The 19,948-nt window shown below is 44.5% G+C and carries 19 protein-coding genes; 3 read left to right on the forward strand and 16 right to left on the reverse strand.

The window, feature by feature from the left end; genetic code table 11:
• Nucleotides 1–229: 229 nt before the first annotated feature.
• From K7887_RS19335 to K7887_RS19370, 8 genes are all read right to left on the reverse strand, one after another.
• On the reverse strand, nucleotides 230–742 hold the full coding sequence (locus tag K7887_RS19335) for an acyltransferase (RefSeq protein ID WP_223491239.1): 513 nt from the start codon (nucleotides 740–742) through the stop codon (nucleotides 230–232).
• Complete coding sequence (gene ppaX, locus K7887_RS19340; RefSeq protein ID WP_223491240.1) at nucleotides 735–1,385, reverse strand: pyrophosphatase PpaX; 651 nt, start codon at nucleotides 1,383–1,385, stop codon at nucleotides 735–737. Before ppaX ends, K7887_RS19335 begins: the two co-directional genes overlap by 8 nt.
• Nucleotides 1,375–2,319: a nucleoside recognition domain-containing protein gene (locus K7887_RS19345; protein WP_223491241.1), complete on the reverse strand. Its 945-nt coding sequence runs from the start codon at nucleotides 2,317–2,319 to the stop codon at nucleotides 1,375–1,377. The genes ppaX and K7887_RS19345 overlap by 11 nt, the downstream gene beginning before the upstream one ends.
• A gap of 56 nt (nucleotides 2,320–2,375) precedes the next feature.
• Nucleotides 2,376–3,242: a prolipoprotein diacylglyceryl transferase gene (lgt, locus tag K7887_RS19350; RefSeq protein WP_223491242.1), complete on the reverse strand. Its 867-nt coding sequence runs from the start codon at nucleotides 3,240–3,242 to the stop codon at nucleotides 2,376–2,378.
• Between the two features lie 22 nt (nucleotides 3,243–3,264).
• On the reverse strand, nucleotides 3,265–4,203 hold the full coding sequence (hprK, locus tag K7887_RS19355) for an HPr(Ser) kinase/phosphatase (RefSeq protein ID WP_060664420.1): 939 nt from the start codon (nucleotides 4,201–4,203) through the stop codon (nucleotides 3,265–3,267).
• A gap of 349 nt (nucleotides 4,204–4,552) precedes the next feature.
• A complete protein-coding gene (locus K7887_RS19360) occupies nucleotides 4,553–4,915 on the reverse strand; it encodes a phage holin family protein (RefSeq protein WP_223493708.1) in 363 nt (120 codons plus the stop codon).
• Nucleotides 4,912–5,112 carry a PspC domain-containing protein gene (locus K7887_RS19365; protein WP_088019498.1) on the reverse strand — a complete coding sequence of 67 codons (201 nt, stop codon included), beginning with the start codon at nucleotides 5,110–5,112 and terminating at the stop codon, nucleotides 4,912–4,914. The genes K7887_RS19360 and K7887_RS19365 overlap by 4 nt, the downstream gene beginning before the upstream one ends.
• Nucleotide 5,113: 1 nt before the next feature.
• Nucleotides 5,114–6,328 (reverse strand): DUF4097 family beta strand repeat-containing protein, encoded by a 1,215-nt coding sequence (locus K7887_RS19370; RefSeq protein ID WP_223491243.1) that lies wholly within the window; start codon nucleotides 6,326–6,328, stop codon nucleotides 5,114–5,116.
• A 318-nt stretch (nucleotides 6,329–6,646) separates the two neighbouring features.
• On the opposite strand from K7887_RS19370, the gene K7887_RS19375 reads away from it, so the two are divergent.
• Nucleotides 6,647–7,054, forward strand: coding sequence for a hypothetical protein (locus K7887_RS19375; protein ID WP_223491244.1), 408 nt, complete (start codon nucleotides 6,647–6,649; stop codon nucleotides 7,052–7,054).
• A 65-nt stretch (nucleotides 7,055–7,119) separates the two neighbouring features.
• On the opposite strand, the gene uvrA is transcribed toward K7887_RS19375, so the two are convergent.
• On the reverse strand, nucleotides 7,120–9,996 hold the full coding sequence (gene uvrA, locus K7887_RS19380) for an excinuclease ABC subunit UvrA (RefSeq protein WP_223491245.1): 2,877 nt from the start codon (nucleotides 9,994–9,996) through the stop codon (nucleotides 7,120–7,122).
• A 7-nt stretch (nucleotides 9,997–10,003) separates the two neighbouring features.
• Nucleotides 10,004–11,983, reverse strand: a complete 1,980-nt coding sequence (gene uvrB / locus K7887_RS19385; protein WP_223491246.1) for an excinuclease ABC subunit UvrB — start codon at nucleotides 11,981–11,983, stop codon at nucleotides 10,004–10,006.
• A 214-nt stretch (nucleotides 11,984–12,197) separates the two neighbouring features.
• Between uvrB and K7887_RS19390 the strand changes: the two genes are divergently transcribed.
• Nucleotides 12,198–12,704, forward strand: a complete 507-nt coding sequence (locus K7887_RS19390) for a hypothetical protein (protein ID WP_223491247.1) — start codon at nucleotides 12,198–12,200, stop codon at nucleotides 12,702–12,704.
• A 23-nt stretch (nucleotides 12,705–12,727) separates the two neighbouring features.
• On the opposite strand, the gene K7887_RS19395 is transcribed toward K7887_RS19390, so the two are convergent.
• The 3 genes from K7887_RS19395 to K7887_RS19405 form a co-directional block, all read right to left on the reverse strand.
• Entirely contained in the window at nucleotides 12,728–12,952 is a 225-nt protein-coding gene (locus tag K7887_RS19395) for a DUF2198 family protein (RefSeq protein WP_223491248.1), read from the reverse strand.
• Between the two features lie 54 nt (nucleotides 12,953–13,006).
• On the reverse strand, nucleotides 13,007–13,429 hold the full coding sequence (locus K7887_RS19400) for a hypothetical protein (protein ID WP_223491249.1): 423 nt from the start codon (nucleotides 13,427–13,429) through the stop codon (nucleotides 13,007–13,009).
• A gap of 316 nt (nucleotides 13,430–13,745) precedes the next feature.
• On the reverse strand, nucleotides 13,746–15,323 hold the full coding sequence (locus K7887_RS19405; protein WP_223491250.1) for a peptide chain release factor 3: 1,578 nt from the start codon (nucleotides 15,321–15,323) through the stop codon (nucleotides 13,746–13,748).
• A gap of 150 nt (nucleotides 15,324–15,473) precedes the next feature.
• Here K7887_RS19405 and K7887_RS19410 point away from each other — a divergent pair, with 150 nt between their 5' ends.
• Nucleotides 15,474–15,743, forward strand: coding sequence for a hypothetical protein (locus tag K7887_RS19410; RefSeq protein WP_223491251.1), 270 nt, complete (start codon nucleotides 15,474–15,476; stop codon nucleotides 15,741–15,743).
• 93 nt (nucleotides 15,744–15,836) lie between these two features.
• Here K7887_RS19410 and gntK read toward each other — a convergent pair whose 3' ends face one another.
• From gntK to gnd, 3 genes are all read right to left on the reverse strand, one after another.
• Nucleotides 15,837–17,375, reverse strand: coding sequence for a gluconokinase (gene gntK / locus K7887_RS19415; RefSeq protein WP_223493709.1), 1,539 nt, complete (start codon nucleotides 17,373–17,375; stop codon nucleotides 15,837–15,839).
• A gap of 60 nt (nucleotides 17,376–17,435) precedes the next feature.
• A complete protein-coding gene (locus K7887_RS19420) occupies nucleotides 17,436–18,782 on the reverse strand; it encodes a GntP family permease (protein ID WP_223491252.1) in 1,347 nt (448 codons plus the stop codon).
• 237 nt (nucleotides 18,783–19,019) lie between these two features.
• Complete coding sequence (gnd, locus tag K7887_RS19425; RefSeq protein WP_223491253.1) at nucleotides 19,020–19,916, reverse strand: phosphogluconate dehydrogenase (NAD(+)-dependent, decarboxylating); 897 nt, start codon at nucleotides 19,914–19,916, stop codon at nucleotides 19,020–19,022.
• Nucleotides 19,917–19,948: the final 32 nt, after the last annotated feature.

Genomic DNA, 19,948 nt, shown 5'->3' on the forward strand with positions numbered 1-19,948 from the left:
GAATGAAGACCTCATTGGCTCAAAATTTATGCTAGACAGGTCTTCATATCGGCTATGAGGACTTCTCTGACTCAAAATTCATGCTAGTAAGGTCTTCATACAGGTTATGAAGACTTCTCTGGCTCAAAATCCTGGTTAGACAGGTCTTCATAACGGTCATGAGGACCTCTCTTGCTTAATATCCTCGCTAGACAGGTCTTCATAAACCTTTAATATGCCTTCCAGCCTGCTAAAACCTCATCCGCTCCTGCATTTCCTCTTTCGTATAGATAACCCGCATTGGGTTTCCGCCGACAAACGCGCCTTCTGGGACGTCTTTATGTACGAGGGTGCCGGCGGAGACGATGGCGCCGTCGCCGATGATGACGCCGGGAAGGATGGTCGTGTTGGCGCCGATCATGACTTCGCTGCCGATTTCCACATCGCCAAGGCGGTATTCCTTGACCAGGTATTCGTGGGCAAGGATGGTGGTGTTATAGCCAATGACCGTGTTGCGGCCGACGCTTATTTTTTCCGGAAACATGACATCAAGCATCACCATTAAGGCGAAGGAAGTCTGATCGCCTACCTTCATGCGCAAGAAGGTGCGGTAGAGCCAGTTTTTCATTCCGAGAAATGGCGTGTACCTGGCAAGCTGGATGACGGCGAAGTTTTTCACAACCTTTAAAAAAGGGACGGTTTTATAGACGTGCCATAGGGAATTCGCGCCTTCCACCGGATAGCGGGTCGTCCGTCTACTCACCCTCGGTCACTCCCACTATTGGCAGCAAATCCTGCATATGTCTCAGCATGTAATCCGGTTCAAAGGATTGTAGATATTCTACTCCTTTGATTGTCCAGCTCACTGCAGCCGTTTTTGTTCCGGCATTTTTGCCTGCTAAGATATCATGGAAGTTATCGCCGACCATGATTGCCTGTTCAGGGGTTGAGCCAAGCTGTTGCAGGGCAAGGTGGATCGGTTCAGGATCTGGTTTGGCGTTGGTAACATCATCAAGACAGACCACGACATCAAAGAACTGGTCAAGGCCTGTCAGCTTAAGCCCCATCACCACTGTTTGACGCATTTTTGTTGTCACGATTCCAAGCTTCAGACCTTTTTCATGAAGGAGCTTCACTGTTTCCACAACGCCTTCAAACTCTGTTACGTACTCATCATGTTTGGCCATATTAAAGGCACGGTAATGGGCTACCATTTCGTCCACTTTCGATTCATCCATTTTAACGAACGTATCGTATAAAGGTGGGCCGAGGAAGGTCAGTACGTCTTCGCGGCCATATTGCTCAGGATAATAATGATCTAATGTGTGAAGAAACGACTCAATAATCAAGTCGTTCGTATCTATCAAAGTTCCATCTAAATCAAAAAGCACGGTATTAATGGTCATAAGAGGCTTCCTTTCTTTTTGCAAGTTCTAGCCGTTTCCAAATGAAAGCCACTGCTATCGTGAGGAGAATGGCTGTTGTAACACGGATGGCAAGTAACGGCCAAACAGGGATGCCGAGCGGAATGAAAATTAATGTATCCTCCACCACTGCATGACAAGCTACGAGAAAAATAAAGGCAAGTGTCAAATCCTTCTTACTTACATTATCCTCTTTTACCGCCTGAATCATAACTCCTGCCCCATATGCAAGACCAATCACCAGACCGGCAGCCATCGTAGTAGAGGTGTTCTCTTTCATTCCAAGCGCACGGGTGAACGGTCTCATCCACTTCGAGAATACAGCCAACCAGCCAAGTTCCTTCATATATTGCACGAGAATCATAAGCGGAATAACGATAATCGCAAGTTGAAAGATACCCATCAATCCGCGCTGGGTGGCATCAAGAATAATAGGAAAAAAGCCAGTCACAGCCGCTTCGGATTTTGCGACCATCCCATACTGGGCGAGCTCGCCGCCACCTTTCCAAACCAGGTTGATGATAATTCCAGCAGAGAAAGCTAGGCCCAGTCGGACAGCTAGAATCACCCAAATCTTCAATCCTACTTTTGCCGCTACGGTCGACTCTACTAAAAGATTATGGGAAAACGAAAGCATCACCGCTAAAATAAAGACCTCTTTTACGGTAAGGTCTAAGGTGAGGATGGCACCGATTCCAGCATAGAGATTCAGGAAATTCCCGATCACAAGCGGAATGGCCGCTTCACCTGACAGGCCAAAAATCCCCATGATCGGCGCAATTGCGTTGATAAGATACTGCAAGACTGGTGTATGTTGAAGGATACCGACAAGGAGCGTGACTGGGAAAATAACTTTCCCCAGTGTCCACGTCGTCCCAAGCCCCACCATCAGCCCGCGTTTAAATGTTTGCATCATGAAGCTCCTCCCCCTTTGAAGTAGCCGCTCCATTTTTTATCTGTTGGAGGCTTTTCTTATTTAGTCGCTTCAGGTGTATTTTTCTTGGAGTCCATATAGCGCTCTTTGTTTTCTGGATCCAAGTAACGTCTGTTGGCCATGCCCAGTACACGGCGCACAATGATAAGTCCGATGGCAAGGACAATTAGACCAATGGAAATAACTTGTGCAATTCTTAAAGTCTCGGTCAGCATCAAGCTGTCCGTACGCATTCCTTCGATAAAGAAGCGTCCGACGGAATACCAAATCACGTAACTTAAGAAGAGTTCCCCGCGTCTTAGGTTTACTTTTCTCAGTAAAAGAAGCAATCCGACACCTACAAAATTCCAGATGGACTCATAAAGGAAAGTTGGGTGATAGTATGTACCGTTAATGTACATTTGGTTGATGATGAAATCCGGTAAGTAAAGTCCTTCCAAGAAAGCTCTTGTCACTTCTCCACCATGGGCTTCCTGGTTCATGAAATTTCCCCAGCGTCCAATCGCCTGACCAAGAAGGATACTTGGTGCACCAATATCGGCAAGCTTCCAGAACGAAATTCCTCGTATTCTTGCAAAAATAACCCCAGTGGTGATGGCTCCAATCAGTCCACCATGAATCGCCAGGCCACCTTCCCATATCTTCAAAATATCACCTGGATTTTGTGAATAATGATCCCACTGAAACGCTACATAATACAGCCTTGCACATAGAATCGCTATCGGGATGGCAAACAAGACAAGATCGACAAATACATCTTTGTTAAGCCCCCGTCTTTCCGACTCCCTTGTGGCCAGCCATAAACCAAGCAGGGCTCCTGTTCCAATGATTGCCCCATACCAGTAAACCGTTATTGGCCAACTGATCATGACTGGATTTAACGGCTCAATGTTTCCTAACAACATATTCCCCACACTCCATTATTTTTTAAATGTCTTCATGCTCGTTTTCATTATTTATGACACCTGACAAACGGTTGGAGAACTGTTCGGCAGCATTCATGCCCATTCTCTTCAAGCGGAAATTCATCGCTGCCACTTCAATGATAACAGCCAAATTTCGCCCAGGACGAACAGGAACCGTCAAGCGTGTGACTTCAGAATCAATAATCTTCATCTTCTCTTCATCCAACCCAACGCGGTCATACTGCTTGTTTTTATCCCAAAGCTCAAGATTAATGACAAGCGTGATACGTTTGTAGCTGCGTACTGCTCCCGCTCCGAAAAGGGTCATCACGTTGATGATACCTAGACCCCTGATTTCAAGCAGATGTTCAATCAGTTCCGGAGAGTTCCCGATAAGTGTATCCGTATCTTCCTGCCTGATTTCGACGCAATCATCTGCCACAAGACGGTGTCCTCTTTTTACAAGCTCAAGCGCCGTTTCACTTTTCCCAACGCCGCTTTTCCCAGTGATAAGCACGCCAACTCCATAAATGTCGACAAGAACGCCATGTACGGCTGTTGTCGGTGCAAGCTTTCCTTCAAGATAATTTGTCAGATGGGAGGAAAGCCTCGTCGTTTTCATCGGTGAGCGCATTAGTGGCACACTTTCGTACTCTGCTGCTTCCACGAGTTCAGGAGGAACTTCCATGTCCCTTGAAACAATGATTCCCGGAGTGATGTCCGTACAGAGCTGACTCATACGCTCTCTCTTTTCCTTTGGCGTAAGCCTTTCAAAGAAAGACAACTCCGTTTTTCCAAGCAACTGGATTCGCTCTGCCGGATAGTAGGTAAAATAACCGGCCATCTCTATACCAGGTCGGGAGATATCACTTGTCGCAATCGGACGATTCACGCCCTCTTCCCCACCAATCAATTCAAAATTAAACTTCTCAATCAGATCCTTTGTCCGAACCTTTGGCACAGCCAAAACCTCCTTAAGTATGGAAACACCCTGATGTTGTCTTGCAAAATGAGTGTCATGCTTCCTATGTAAAAACAACCTTTTCTCATTTTAGCACTATTTGACTTTTTTATTAAGTGGGAGGTTTGGAGGAGGGGAATTTAGTGGGAGCTTGGAATATCATAGCTGTTGATTGGAGCAAAAGGCGAAGACTCCAGCGGGGGAAGAAGCGACAATGTTGAGACCCCGCAACGAAGTGAGGAGGCTCAAGGTCGCCCCGCGGAAAGCGAAGCCATTTGCGGAGATCAACAGCGGTTTCAAACGGAATTTTAAAAACGCGAACCCGGATAAGCCAGGTTCGCGTTTCATGTTAATTCTTTTTTTGCAAAGGCTCGACAATCGCCTTCTGGATTAGCAAATTCAATATCGATATAACGATTGCTGCCAAAATAGCCGTTCCAAAACCATCAATATTGAACGAATCCCCCATCAAGAAAGCCGTCAACATCAGTGTGATGGCATTGATAACAAACAAGAATAACCCAAGACTAAGCAACGTGACAGGCAATGTCAAAATGACCAAGATTGGTTTCACAATAGTATTCAACACTGCCAAAATCAAACTTGCAATGATCGCAGCTCCGACACCGCTCAGCTGGAACGAGTCAAAATAGCCTGCAACCACAATCAATATTAATGCATTGACGAGAATACTGATAGCCCATCTCATCAGCGGATCTCTGTTTCTTCGTTAGGAAGTAGAAATGTTAAAACAAAGTACGTAACAATCAAAGGCATTACTCCTGTCGGGAATAAAAGTATGACAAAAATAACACGCAACAGATTGGAATCTACTCCTAAATATTTCCCTAGACCTCCAAGCACACCCGCAAGCTTGCGGTCGTTCTTGGAACGGATAAGACGTTTCATATTACTTCACCTCATATGGTTTGATTAAAATAGAACCTGTATTTGTTTCGGCAAAGATGTATGTGAGCGGTGCATCTTCTTTTTTCGCCTTAAAGTGAAGTGCCTTTTGCACCACTTCATTTTTCTCCTCCACAACATCCATCCCTGGAACCTCGCATGTAAAGCTTCCAAGATTCGTTTTCAACTCAGCTTCCACTGCGTTTTCCGTTGGAATGAACAGGTCCACACTGCCTGTTTTTGTTTTTGCCATAATGGAACGTGCGGCAGATCCAGTCAACTCACCGACCACATTCCCATTAAAGCTCTGAACATCGAGCTTTTCGATATCTCCGCGAACTTTCAACATGCCGTTGATCGTTTCCGCTTCGATTTCTTTCGCGTCGCAATCTGTCAACTTAATATGACCGTTTGCCGTTTCCGCTTCAATGTAATCGCTCGTTAGGTTCTCCCATGTTAACGAGCCATTCGCCGATTTCATTTTCATCGACTTTACATGTAAACCTTCCCCTGATATCGGTCCATTAAACATGCGGATATTCAAGCTGTCATATTTCTCTTCTGGAACATAAACCGTAGCATTCACTTTTATATGCTTCTTTTGGACAGAAAAACGCAGTTTCCCAGCTTCAATGGAAAATAGAACTTCACTCAAGAAAGCTTTGCGCGCGTCATCTTGTGAGTTTTCTTCATAAACTTTCGCCTCACACTCTATCTTCACATCGTTCTCTTTCCAAGGAACCACCTTGACAGCGCCATTCGCAACATCCAGGTCGATATGCTGCAAATGCACATCTGACTGCTGGAAAATATGTTGAATGGAGATAGAAGGACCAAAGTTGAAATCCAAGTCCAAATCTTTAATCTTCTGCAGCGCACTTCCTACGAAATCTAAGATGTTATTTTTAAAAGAGGATGCCTGCTTGCTGTAGGAATCGAATTTGGATTTATCAAAAGAACTGGATCCGCTCCCTGATGAACCAGCTGAGCCATTTTTTGAATTAGAATTAGAGAAAACTTTGGTGGATAGAGCCTTAAAAATATTATCCTCTGCTTCCTGAGAACCTTTAGCATCCTTCGCAAGCTCAGAAACAATTTCATCCTGTCGCAAATTCTTCTCTTCACTATTCTTCTCCAAACTCTCCAATAAAATAATCGCCTCTTCCGCTGTCAGCTTCCCTTCCTCCACCAACTTCAAAATACGCTTACGCTCTTCCATACATAACATCCTCCCTTTATATAACCTTTTATATTACCCTTAACCTCAATAGAACATTTCCTTAGATTTATCTATACTACCTCTACGACTAAACAAACCCAAAAGTTTCACTTTCTGCTTATACACTTATTTTCTCATAAAAATTTCGAAAAGGGGTCAGACCCCGGCAGGATTTTTGAAACCCATGTCGTACGCCTCAAGTCTTATTAGTTTGTTGCGCGTTGTGATTCCATTTGGATTCTTTGAGTCTCCTTCACTGTAAATGGTATAATGGTTGTAGTTTCTGGGTATAGATTGTGTGGAAGGAGTGAAATGGATATGGATTTTATTATGGATCATTTGTTGACTATCATTATTGTGCTGGTCGTTTTGTTTGTGGTGATTCCTTTCTTGAAAAGCATTTTATCTAAACTTGTTATGATTGGACTGATACTTACCGGTTTGATTTTCTTTGGCGTACTGGGTCCCGATTTCACTGAGTCTTCTTCTAATTATGTGGAAAATACCATCCGTCCAGTTGTGACGAATGAAATAGATAAAGCAGACTTTCATTATGATGAAGCGTCAAAAGAGTACAAGATTCAAAGTGCCTCTTTTCACTTGAGCGGAAAACTAAACGAAAATACTGGCGAAATTCGTTTCAAGGACAAAACCTATGAGATGGATGTTCGATTCTTACAAGATATTATTGAAAAGAAAGTTCAAGAACAAGAGACAAACCAATAGCAATACAAAAAAAGGATGGTTGCCAAATTGGCATTTACCATCCTTTTTTTATTTAAACCGCAAAGTCATCCTTTGCTGACTGCTTCCACTTTCTTTACTTTCTGATCCATTCTATCGCGGTCACGCAGTAAAACAGGTCGGAGGTATTGCCCCGTATAGGAAGCTTCTACTTCAATGATCTCTTCTGGTGTGCCAGTCGCAATGATACTGCCGCCTTTGTCTCCACCTTCAGGACCAAGGTCCACCATGTAATCCACTGCTTTAATAACATCTAAGTTATGTTCAATAACCAGCACGGTATCGCCATTCTCCACTAATCGTTGCAACACCTTCAACAGTCTCGAAATATCATCCACATGCAAGCCTGTTGTCGGTTCGTCCAAGATATAAAGGGAACGACCTGTAGATCTGCGGTGCAATTCTGAAGCAAGTTTGACACGTTGCGCTTCTCCACCGGATAGAGTGGTTGCAGGCTGGCCAAGTGTAATATAACCTAAGCCAACATCGTAAATGGTTTGCAGCTTCCGCTTGATCTTCGGAATGTTTTCAAAGAAACTCACCGCATCTTCAACAGTCATTTTCAAAATATCATCTATATTTTTTCCTTTATACTGCACTTCAAGCGTTTCACGGTTATAACGTTTACCATGACACACTTCACATGGCACATACACATCAGGAAGGAAATGCATTTCAATCTTGATAATTCCATCCCCGCGACATGCCTCACAACGGCCGCCTTTCACATTGAAAGAAAAACGACCTTTCTTATATCCGCGAACTTTCGCTTCATTAGTAGAAGCAAATACATCACGGATGTCGTCAAATACCCCTGTGTAGGTCGCCGGGTTAGAACGCGGCGTTCTTCCAATCGGAGACTGATCGATATCAATTACCTTATCAAGATGGTCAATCCCTCGGATCTCTTTGTGCTGGCCAGGTTTTGTCTTCGCATTATGCAAACGCTGCGCAAGGGCCTTATGCAAAATATCATTGATTAACGTACTTTTCCCTGATCCTGAAACCCCTGTTACTGCCACAAAACATCCAAGCGGTATTTTGACATTCACATTACTCAAGTTGTTTTCGTTTGCACCGATCACTTCAATGAAACGGTCCTTTACGACTTTTCGTTCTGTCGGTAGTGGAATGAACTTCTTGCCTGATAAATATTGACCGGTCAAAGAGCTCTCATCATTCATTACTTCCTCAGGTGTACCAGCAGAAATCACCTGACCTCCATGAACACCAGCTCCAGGTCCGATATCAAGCAAATAGTCCGCTGCCATCATCGTGTCTTCGTCATGCTCGACGACAATTAACGTGTTTCCGATGTCGCGCATATTTTTTAATGTTTGAATAAGGCGGTCATTATCTCGCTGATGAAGTCCGATGGATGGCTCATCTAGAATATACAGAACCCCTGTTAATCGTGAGCCGATTTGGGTTGCGAGACGAATCCGTTGCGCCTCGCCACCAGAAAGCGTTCCGGCAGAACGGCTCATCGTCAAATAATCAAGCCCGACATTATTCAAGAAACCAAGGCGTTCTTCAATTTCACGTAATATCATATGGGCAATCTTTCTTTCTTTTTCCGTCAGCTCAAGGCTATCAAAGAAGTCCAATGCTTCGACGATAGAAAAGTTAGTCACATTTCCGATATGCCTATTGTTGATAAGCACCGATAAGCTTTCTAACTTCAGACGGTTCCCCTTACAAGCAGGACATGGCTGCTGCGCCATATACTTTTCCATTTGTTCACGGATGTAGTCGGAGCTCGTCTCCTTGTAGCGTCTTTCCACATTGGGGATAACTCCCTCAAATATGATGTAGTTTTCCCGCACTTGTCCAAAGTCGTTTTCGTAACGGAAGTAAACCTCTTCTTTTCCACTGCCATAAAGGACCTTATCCAACAGATTCTTGGGGATATCTTTTACTGGGACATCCATGTCAATGCCGTAGTGATTACACACAGCTTGCAGCATTTGTGGATAATATTGTGAACTTGTCGGTTCCCAAGGTGCAAGCGCGTGCTCTTTTAGGCTGAGGTTCTTGTTGGGCATCACCAAATCAATGTCCACTTCGAGCTTTGTCCCCAATCCATCGCATTTTTGACATGCTCCGTATGGACTGTTAAAGGAGAACATTCTTGGTTCTAATTCACCAATAGAGAACCCGCATTGTGGACAAGCATGATGCTCGCTGAAGAGAAGTTCCTCTTCCCCAATTAAGTCCACAATCACTTTCCCTTCCCCAAGTCTGATAGCAGATTCCAATGAATCTGACAGACGGGTTTCAACTCCTTCTTTTACCACAATGCGGTCTATAACTACTTCAATGGAATGCTTTTTGTTCTTTTCCAACTCAATATCATCGGAGATTTCCATCATTTCACCGTTCACACGTACGCGCACATATCCTTGCTTTTTAATATCTTCCAGTGTTTTCACATGTGTGCCTTTACGGCCTTGAATCACCGGCGCAAGAATTTGGAGTTTGGTTCGTTCAGGGTATTCCATGATTCGGTCTACCATTTGTTCAATTGTTTGGGAGGAGATCTCTATGCCATGTTTCGGACATGTGGGCCTGCCTACCCGTGCAAAAAGAAGACGGAGATAATCATAGATTTCTGTTACCGTTCCAACGGTAGAACGCGGGTTACGGCTTGTCGTCTTCTGATCGATGGAGATGGCAGGTGACAGCCCTTCAATCGCATCCACATCCGGTTTGTCCATCTGCCCAAGGAATTGGCGCGCATAGGCAGAAAGGGACTCCACATATCGGCGCTGTCCTTCCGCATAGATGGTGTCAAAGGCAAGAGAGGATTTCCCCGATCCTGACAGCCCTGTTAACACCACTAATTTATCGCGGGGAATCGTTACATCTATGTTTTTTAAGTTATGGGCTCTGGCCCCTTTTACAACAATTTTATCCATTGCCATCCTTATGTCATCCTTCCGCTTTGAGCTCCAAGATGAGGTCACGAAGCTCGGCTGCACGTTCGAAATCGAGCGCTTTTGCCGCATCTTTCATTTCCTGCTCCATGCTTTCTATGAGCTTTTCTCTTTCTTTCTTGTTCTTCGGTCTGAGTGTCCGTACTTTGCCCTCGTAATCGCCATCTTCCTCGGCTACGAAAGTGGCACGGATAAGTTCCGGAACTTTTTTCTTGATGGTTGTCGGCGTGATGCCATGCTCCAGGTTATAAGCCTCCTGGATTTCACGGCGACGCTTTGTTTCATTTAACGCGATATCCATGGATTTCGTTATTTTATCTGCATACATGATGACTTTACCGTTCGAGTTACGTGCCGCACGTCCGATGGTTTGAATCAAGGACCGTTCAGAACGGAGGAAGCCTTCCTTGTCTGCGTCTAAAATAGTAACAAGGGATACTTCCGGGATGTCGAGACCTTCCCTCAATAGGTTGATCCCAATCAGAACATCATGTTTCCCCATCCTCAATTCTCTTATTATCTCAATCCGGTCAAGCGTCTTGATTTCAGAATGCAGATACGCAACTTTAATACCCAGCTCTTTTAAGTAAGCGGTGAGATCCTCGGACATTTTCTTCGTCAAGGTAGTGACAAGAACCCTTTCATCCTTCTCCACCCTTTTATGGATTTCACCGATCAGGTCGTCAATCTGGCCTTTAATCGGTCTCACTTCAATAATTGGATCAAGCAGTCCGGTCGGTCGGATGATCTGCTCGACCATTTTTGGTGTATGCTCCAGCTCGTATGGTCCTGGTGTAGCAGAAACGTAAACAAGCTGGGCTGTTTTCTTTTCAAATTCCTCAAACCTTAATGGACGGTTGTCCTTTGCTGACGGCAGGCGGAAACCATGGTCTACTAGAACTTGTTTTCTTGCCTGGTCTCCATTGAACATCCCTCTGATTTGTGGAAGCGTAACGTGTGACTCGTCAATTACCAACAAGAAATCTTCCGGGAAGAAGTCCATTAGTGTGTAGGGAGTCGATCCTGCAGGACGTAGTGTCAGGTGACGGGAGTAGTTCTCGATTCCCGAACAAAAGCCCATTTCCGCCATCATTTCCAAGTCATATCGGGTTCGCTGTTCCAGTCGCTGAGCTTCAAGCAGTTTGCCAGCCTCGCGAAGTTCTTCCAGTCGCTCTTCCAGTTCTGCCTGAATGTTGACAATGGCTTTTTTCATCTTCTCTTCACGGGTTACGAAGTGGGATGCCGGGAAAATGGAGACATGGTTCCTGTCTCCAAGAATCTCCCCTGTTAGTGCATCCACTTCTCGTATGCGGTCGATCTCGTCTCCGAAGAATTCCACACGAATACAGTGTTCGTCACGGGATGCCGGGAAAATCTCCACCACATCGCCACGAACCCGGAAGGTACCGCGCTTGAAGTCAATGTCATTCCTGCTGTATTGGATGTCTACTAAGTCGCGTAGCAAAACATTCCGTTCTTTTTCCATACCTGTTCTTAAGCTGACAACAAGGTCACGGTATTCTTCCGGTGAACCCAAGCCATAAATACATGACACACTGGCGATGATGATCACGTCGTTTCGCTCAAAAAGGGAAGCCGTTGCCGAGTGGCGAAGCTTATCAATTTCATCATTGATACTTGCGTCTTTTTCTATGAATGTATCGGTGGAAGGTACATACGCTTCCGGTTGATAGTAATCATAATAACTAACAAAATACTCAACTGCGTTGTTTGGGAAAAACTCCTTAAACTCACTATATAATTGCCCTGCCAACGTTTTGTTGTGGGCGATAATTAAAGTTGGTTTGTTTACTGCCTGAATTACATTGGAGACAGTAAACGTCTTACCGGTACCCGTTGCACCAAGAAGCGTCTGATGCTTTTTCCCGTTTTTAAGGCCTTCCACAATCTCCGCGATCGCGGTCGGCTGATCTCCATCCGGCTTATATCCAGAAACTAACTCAAACTGTTCCATCCACAAAAAGCCTCCATTTCCGTTCATCTAACCTCTACCAATATTCTACCACAATACATGCCCAAAACAACAAAAATACGAACTGATATTCGCTTTTTTATAAAAATGAGCCTTTTTTCTCTATACCCGTCTATGTTGCGTTTTAAGAGTGTTTTCTATATTCTTATCATTATCATGTATTTGGAATCGGAAACTAGTTTTGAGGAGATTAATGATGAAAAAGTTTTTTGGCAGTAAAATGCTCTGCTTAGCTGGGCTGATTTTATTAATGACAGGCTGTTCGTTCAACGATATTCCCGAAGATACGATAGACTTTCCTTATCTAGATGAACGTGCATTGGAAAATCCCGAGGAAGAACTAACTTACAGTGAAGTGGATGGCGAGTATGTGCATGATTTTATCAAAGCGAATAAAGATAAAGCCATTAGGTGGACTGCAACGGTGACGCGTGTAGAAAACAATTCAACATATGAGCTGCAGGAGCCGCTTCTCCCAGCCATCCTGGTTACTTTTGCAGATGAGCTTGAATCTCCACCGCGAGTTGGCGACGTTCTTACCTTTACAGGTGTTCTCACCGGATATGGAGAGACCTTCGGAAAAGACCCGCTTTGGGTAGTAAGACCCGCCAGTCTGGCGTCGACGACCTCAGAAGAACAAGAAGCATTGACCGCCTATCAACAAGCAGCACAACAAGCAAAAGAGGGAGCAGACCTTCCGTAACTCGGAAATGCCGCTCCCTCTTTTTATTTGAATTTCCCTACCATTTTCTTCGCATACAAAAATCCGATCGCTAAGGAAAGGACATCCACTAAAATAACATACCATTCGTTCCCATGTCCTTTAAAAATGGAAACTAAAATGAGTGCTGCCGCCAAACCTGTACCCACGTAAAGGTTATAGGTCACTCTTGTGAAAAGGACCACGAGCAGCGCAGGGATAATCAACGCTAAAACCAGCTTTACTAACAATCTGAAAACCTCTTTTCTATCTCATCCGAAAATCTTCTAATGTTAGTATAACACTCATTCCACTTCCACAGCTATCTCTGTCACGCTTCTCAATTTCTTCTGTTTATTAGCCAACTGAATTTTATTTACAAATGTAATGAGCGACTGCGTGTCTTTATCGTTTTCAATTAAAAATTCTACTAAATATGTATATCTTCTCTTTTTTACATTTGCCTGAACGCCAAGTATCTTGGCTTTAAACTCAAGCAATTGGTTGGCAACCTTGAATTTCAACCCCAATAGCACATTACTATTTTGCGGAATCTCCACCCGGCTGATAAACCTCATTTTTTCCATATTAAGCTCTTCCATGTAAACTTTCGTACTGCCCGTCGACACCTCACGGCCGTTCACTTGTAAAATGGTCATTCCACCGACTACGTAGTGTCTTGTTCTATATAAACCTAGCCAAATTAACTTATCCTCTTGATCCCCCACAAAACTGCCCCCTAAATCCGTGCTTTTGTTATTATATCGGCCGGGGAACCAATTTTTTTTAGGGTTTCCTTTCATTTGTAGCCATTTAATTAACTAGTCGAGGGATGTAGACATTCTCAACCCGAAAACTTATTTGAAATTGTCTTCATCCAGCTCATGAAGACACTTTTAACCAAAAAACTTCTGCGGGATTGTCTTCATCCCACTTATGAAGACATTTTCAACAAAAAAACTTCCGCGAAAGTGTCTTCATCCAACAAAAAAGCCCAGAACACCCTTCCTTTAAAGGTATTCTGAGCTTCTTATAAAATAAATCTTAATCCTCTTCCGCCATAATATCAATCAAGCCGACCTTCGGATTTTTATCTTGGAACCAGCGTAACGAGAAGTCGTTATCAAACAAGGCAACATACTGATCGTTGCGGTCTTTCACCAAAATGTTACGGGAATCGAACAACGAAGTATCGACGTCTTGGCTCTCCAACCAACGCGGAATTTTCGAGCCGATCATATTGTAGACGACTTCCACGTTATACTCGCCTTTCATCCGGTACTCAAATACGTCCAATTGAAGCTGACCAACCGCTCCTAGGATATATGCTTCCGTACCGTATTGACGGAACAATTGGATGGCACCCTCCTGTACAAGTTGGGTAATACCTTTTCCGAATTGCTTCCCTTTCATAACGTTTTTCGCTTCTACTTTAACGAAAAGCTCCGGAGCAAACGTCGGGATTTCATCGAACTCAACCTTTTGATTGCCACCGCTGAACAGAGAATCCCCAATTTGATACACACCCGGATCATAAATTCCGATGATATCACCAGGATACGCATGATCCACCGTTTCACGGTCAGATGCCAAGAATTGTTGGGACTGAGTCAATTTAATGGACTTTCCAGTTCTGCTAACTGTTACTGTCATTCCACGCTCGAACACACCGGAACAGATGCGCAAGAAAGCAAGACGGTCACGGTGAGCAGGGTTCATATTCGCCTGGATTTTGAAAATAAATCCGGAGAACTCTGCAGATTTAGGCTCAACCGTACCCTCTTCTGTCTGACGCGGCTGCGGCTCACTTGCAAGATCCAAGAACGTACGGAAAAACATTTCCACACCAAAGTTGGAGATCGCACTTCCGAAGAATACTGGAGTCTGTAAACCATTCTTCACCTTGTTGATGTCAAAGTCATTCCCGGCCTCTTCTAACAGCTCAAAGTCCTCTTTTGCTTGGATAAAAGTTGGGTGAGTAGAGATCTCCTCCACAGCATCCAGTTCCTTAAACGGAATGCGATCCTCTTCATCTTTTCCTTGATAACGGATGAACACTTCATTGTAACGGTCGTAAACACCTAAGAAGCGTTTCCCCATTCCAACCGGCCAGTTCATCGCATAAGACTCGATGCCAAGTACTTCTTCGATCTCTTCCAAAAGCGCAAGCGGCTCTTTACCTTCACGGTCCAATTTGTTGATGAATGTGAAAATCGGAATACCACGCATACGACAAACCTTGAAAAGCTTGATAGTCTGCGGCTCGACCCCTTTTGTACAGTCAATGATCATCACGGCACTATCCACGGCAGTCAACGTACGATACGTATCTTCACTGAAATCTTCGTGTCCTGGGGTATCAAGAATATTGATATGCTTATCCATATACTCAAAACTCATAACACTTGATGTTACTGAAATTCCACGTTTCTTTTCAATTTCCATCCAGTCAGATGTTGCAAATTTTCCAGACTTCTTCCCTTTTACCGTACCTGCCGAACGAATAACGTTACCGAATAAAAGAAGTTTCTCCGTCAAGGTCGTTTTCCCGGCATCCGGGTGGGATATAATCGCAAAGGTTCTGCGGCGGTCTATCTCTTTATTTAAAAGTTCATTTTTCACAGTTTCCGTACCTACCTCTCAAAAATTACACAATAGTGCTATTATAACAGAAATCAGCTTGAGAAAAATATAGCAATCCAACGAAAACCTATTTCCATTATTCCTATTCTCGGTTATACTCTTTGTAAATATATGTTAGGAGTGATCATTTTGGCAAAAAGTAAAGCAAAAAAGCTGCGTGACAAGCAAGCCCGCGAAGGCAGGCGCAACCCAGAAAATGGCCGCGGTATCTATGCCCTTGCAAATCTTACAACCAAAACAACCAAGTCGAAAAAAGAAAAATTGAATCAGCTGTACAAAAAAGAACGACAATCTCGCTATGGCAGTGACCGGGAGAATGTCGTTCTTTATTTTTATATTCCATTGACGCCGCTGTTGATTTCCGCGCCAGGCTTCGCTTTCCGCGGGGCGTGTGCTTGATCCTCCTCGCTGCGCTGTGGGGTCTCAAGCTACCGCTACCTCCCGCCGGAGTCTCAGCCTTTCGCTCCAATCAACAGCTTTAGAATCTATTCATCATTTCCTCTGCTGAAACGCTACCACCGCATCAAACTCTTGCTCATACAAACGGCTCAATCGAATGAACAACGGCGTCAGCTCTTTATAGACTTCCACTTCCGCTTGGTCAGGAACATACCCATTCGTCGTCCCCACCATCTCGTTCATCACATCAAACGAGTCAATCTCACCAAGTGCATACAAGCCAAGAACCGCAGCACCAAGGCAAGAACTTTCTACGCTTTCCGGGATACTTACTTCCTGATTGAAGATGTTAGAAAGCATCTGGCACCATACTTCAGAACGGGCAAATCCGCCTGTTGCATGAATCTTTTCAGGAATTCCGATAATCTCTTCCAATGCCAATAAGACAGTATAGAGATTAAGATTGATGCCTTCCAATACCGCGCGCATCATGTGCTCTCTTTTATGGTGGATGCCAAGACCGTAAAAGGATCCGCGTGCATTTCCGTTCCACAACGGTGCACGTTCACCTGTCAGGTAAGGGTGGAAAAGGACACCTTCTGCCCCAGGCTTTACTTGTGAAATTTTAGCTGTCATCACATCATATGGATCGACTCCGTGTGCTTTCGCCTCTTCCACTTCTGCTTGGCAAAATTCATCACGAAGCCAGCGCATAATCATGCCTCCATTGTTGACCGGACCGCCAATGACCCAATGGTCTTCTGTCAATGCATAGCAGAACGTTCTACCCTTTGGATCGGTTACCGGTTTGTCCGCAACGGTACGGATTGCCCCGCTTGTTCCGATGGTCAATGCCACCACGCCTGGCTGTACTGCGTTTACCCCAAGGTTGGAAAGCACGCCGTCGTTTGCCCCAATCACAAATTTCACATCAGCAAGCAAGCCCAATTTTACCGCCCACTCTGGTTGCAATCCTGTGATGATTTCTGTTGTCGGCACAAGGCGGGACAACTTGCCAGGAGTTACACCGGCAACTCCAAGTGCGCCCGCGTCCCAATCCAATCTTTCCAGATTTAGCATTCCAGTTGCAGACGCAATCGAATGATCCACTACATACTTTCCAAACAACTTGTAAAACACATATTCTTTTATGGAGATGAATTTAGATGCTTTTTCAAAAATGGCAGGGTGTTCGTTTCGCAACCAAACTAACTTAGCCAGAGGGGACATCGGGTGGATCGGTGTTCCTGTTCTCCGATAAATCTCGTGGCCGTCCCATTCATTCTTAATTTTCTTTGCCCATTTCTCACTGCGTTGGTCCGCCCAAGTGATGCTTTTCGTCAAGGGAATTCCTGCTTCATCCACTGCAATCAGACTGTGCATCGCCGCACTGAAGCTGACATGGGAAAGGACTGTGGTATCGATGCCACCTTTTAGAATAGTTTCTCTAATGGAAACAGCCACCGCTTCGAGAATTTCGTCGGGATCCTGTTCAGCCGCTCCCATTTCAGGAGTGTACAAAGGATATTCCACGGCATGTTGGCTTTCTACTTTTCCGTCCTTCGTAAAAAGAACCGCCTTTGTGCTTGTTGTTCCTATATCAACGCCTAGCATGTATGTTGTCATGGTGATGTCCTCCTTGATTCAAAATCACAACGGGCCAAGGAAATAGCTCCTTGACCCTACTTTAACTTATCCTATAAATATACCAAGAATTACTGCTACTGCAAAACCTACAAGTCCGATGATGGTTTCCATAACCGTCCAAGATTTTAACGTATCTTTTACATCAAGGCCGAAGTATCTGTTTACCAACCAGAAACCAGAATCGTTTACGTGCGATAGAACCGTTGCACCGGAAGCAATCGAGATAACGATCAGACCTAGTACCGGACCTTCAAGACCCATGATACCGATTAGCGGTGTGATCAGTCCTGCTGCTGTTACCATCGAAACTGTTGCGGAACCTTGTGCCACACGAACTGCCGCTGCAATCAAGAACGCAAGAACGATTGGAGGCAATGCAGATCCTGCCATCATTTCACCAAGAACATCACCAACACCAGAGTCGATTAGTACTTGCTTGAAGACTCCACCGGCACCAGTTACAAGGATGATGATACCTGCTGGCTCAAGCGCTTTAGTCGCAATATCTTGTACATCTTGTTTCGTATATCCGCGCTTCGTTCCAAGGAAGTAGAACGTCAATAATGTTGCAATCGTCAACGCTACGAACGGGTGACCGACAAATGTCGTAATCTCTCGAACGATGTGACCTTCTTCAAAAATAACCGTTGAAAACGTATTCACTAAAATCAATACTAAAGGTACTAAAATGATAGAAGCAATAAGTCCGAATCCTGGTAGATCCTTGTCATATACCTTGTCTTCATCAATTTCCATATATTTTGGTACAACAACGTGAATTTTCTTACCAATATATTTACCAAACACCGGTCCCGCTAAAATCATTGCCGGAATACCTGCGATAACACCAAATAGGATAACCCATCCAAGGTCTGCGCCGATTAAGTCAGCTACTGCGATTGGTCCCGGAGTTGGCGGGATAAAGCTGTGCGTTACAGCAAGACCAGCTAGCAATGGAATACCGTAGTGTAAAAGGGACTTTCCTGTTTTTTTCGCCAAGCCATAAACGATTGGCACTAAAATGATGAATCCTACATCAAAGAATACCGGGATTGCTACTAAGAAACCTGTGATACCAAGTGCCCACTGGGACTTATCTTCACCGAATTTCTTCATTAACGTTTGAGCAAGTCTTTCTGCTCCACCTGACACTTCTAGCATTTTACCAAACATGGCACCAAGTCCGACTACGACTGCAACGAACCCGAGGGTGCCTCCCATTCCGTTTTGTACGGATGCGGTAACTTCATTTAGCGGCATGCCTGATGCGATACCTACTAGTAAGCTGACTAGCAGCAGGGCTACGAATGCGTGTAGTTTGGTGCGGATGACTAGGAATAGTAGGACGAATATTGCTGCTGCTGCGATTAGGATTAGCATGGATCCTGACATGTTTTGTTCCTCCTTTTTGAATACCTTTATTAGAAAATTTATGTGGTTACGTTAACTTCCTGATGACTTGCGTTCCAGGTGTTCGCTTTCCGCTGGACGTGTGCTTGAGCCTCCTCGGCTTCGCCTGCGGGGTCTCAAGCTACCGTTATCCCCCGCTGGAGTCTCACACCTTGCACTTCAGTCATCAGGGGGGATTTCCATTAAATATAACGTCTCTCGTAAACTACTTAAATTAATTCAGTTCTTCTCTACTGCATGTCCGCCGAATTCGTTGCGGAGGGCGGCTACTACTTTTCCGGAGAATGTGTCTGGCTCTAGTGAGCGGTAGCGCATCATTAGGGATAGGGCGATGACTGGTGCTGCGGCTTGGAGGTCGAGGGCTGTCTCTACTGTCCATTTACCCTCACCGGATGAATGCATAACGCCCTTGATTCCTTCTAATCTCGCATCTTTGCTGAATGCATTTTCTGTGAGTTCCATCAACCATGAGCGTACGACAGATCCGTTGTTCCAAACTCTCGCAACTTTTTCATAGTCAAAATCGAAATCACTTTTTTCTAGGATGTCGAAGCCTTCAGCAATCGCTTGCATCATGCCGTACTCCACACCATTGTGGACCATTTTCAAGAAGTGACCGCTGCCGGATTTTCCAGCATATAAGTAGCCGTTTTCTACACAAATATCTTGGAATAATGTTTCAACGTGTTTGAACGCTTCTTCATTTCCGCCGACCATTGTGCAAGCTCCGTTGCGAGCCCCTTCCATTCCGCCGCTTGTCCCTACATCCAAGTAGTGGACTCCTTTTGCGGCAAGCTCTTCCGCACGCTTTAACGTATCTTTGTAGTTGGAGTTTCCGCCATCGATGATGATGTCTCCCTCTGTTACGAAACTAGTAATCTCTGAGAGCACATTTTCTGTGATCTCACCAGCCGGCACCATCATCCATACCACTTTCGGTGATTCCAGTTTACCTAATGCTTCCTCGATGGAGTAAGCACCGATTGCACCAGCCTGTTCGCTTTTGACAACGTTTTCATTATCAACATCAAAAGCAACTACTTCATGCTTGTTATCTATTAAGTTTAATGTAAGGTTATAACCCATCTTGCCTAATCCTATCATTGCTAGTTTCATAAAAATTGAAACTCCCTTCTTCAGTCAAAACT

The organism is Sutcliffiella horikoshii, from assembly GCF_019931755.1.
Classification (GTDB): Bacteria; Bacillota; Bacilli; order Bacillales; family Bacillaceae_I; genus Sutcliffiella_A; species Sutcliffiella_A horikoshii_E.

Excerpts from the sequence above, each read along its gene's own strand:
- ppaX (WP_223491240.1), bottom strand. The coding sequence starts at position 1,385 with ATGACCATTAATACCGTGCTTTTTGATTTAGATGGAACTTTGATAGAT.
- K7887_RS19345 (WP_223491241.1), bottom strand. The coding sequence starts at position 2,319 with ATGATGCAAACATTTAAACGCGGGCTGATGGTGGGGCTTGGGACGACG.
- lgt (WP_223491242.1), bottom strand. The coding sequence starts at position 3,242 with ATGTTGTTAGGAAACATTGAGCCGTTAAATCCAGTCATGATCAGTTGG.
- K7887_RS19365 (WP_088019498.1), bottom strand. The coding sequence starts at position 5,112 with ATGAAACGTCTTATCCGTTCCAAGAACGACCGCAAGCTTGCGGGTGTG.
- K7887_RS19370 (WP_223491243.1), bottom strand. The coding sequence starts at position 6,328 with ATGGAAGAGCGTAAGCGTATTTTGAAGTTGGTGGAGGAAGGGAAGCTG.
- K7887_RS19375 (WP_223491244.1), top strand. The coding sequence starts at position 6,647 with ATGGATTTTATTATGGATCATTTGTTGACTATCATTATTGTGCTGGTC.
- uvrA (WP_223491245.1), bottom strand. The coding sequence starts at position 9,996 with ATGGCAATGGATAAAATTGTTGTAAAAGGGGCCAGAGCCCATAACTTA.
- uvrB (WP_223491246.1), bottom strand. The coding sequence starts at position 11,983 with ATGGAACAGTTTGAGTTAGTTTCTGGATATAAGCCGGATGGAGATCAG.
- K7887_RS19390 (WP_223491247.1), top strand. The coding sequence starts at position 12,198 with ATGAAAAAGTTTTTTGGCAGTAAAATGCTCTGCTTAGCTGGGCTGATT.
- K7887_RS19420 (WP_223491252.1), bottom strand. The coding sequence starts at position 18,782 with ATGTCAGGATCCATGCTAATCCTAATCGCAGCAGCAGCAATATTCGTC.
- gnd (WP_223491253.1), bottom strand. The coding sequence starts at position 19,916 with ATGAAACTAGCAATGATAGGATTAGGCAAGATGGGTTATAACCTTACA.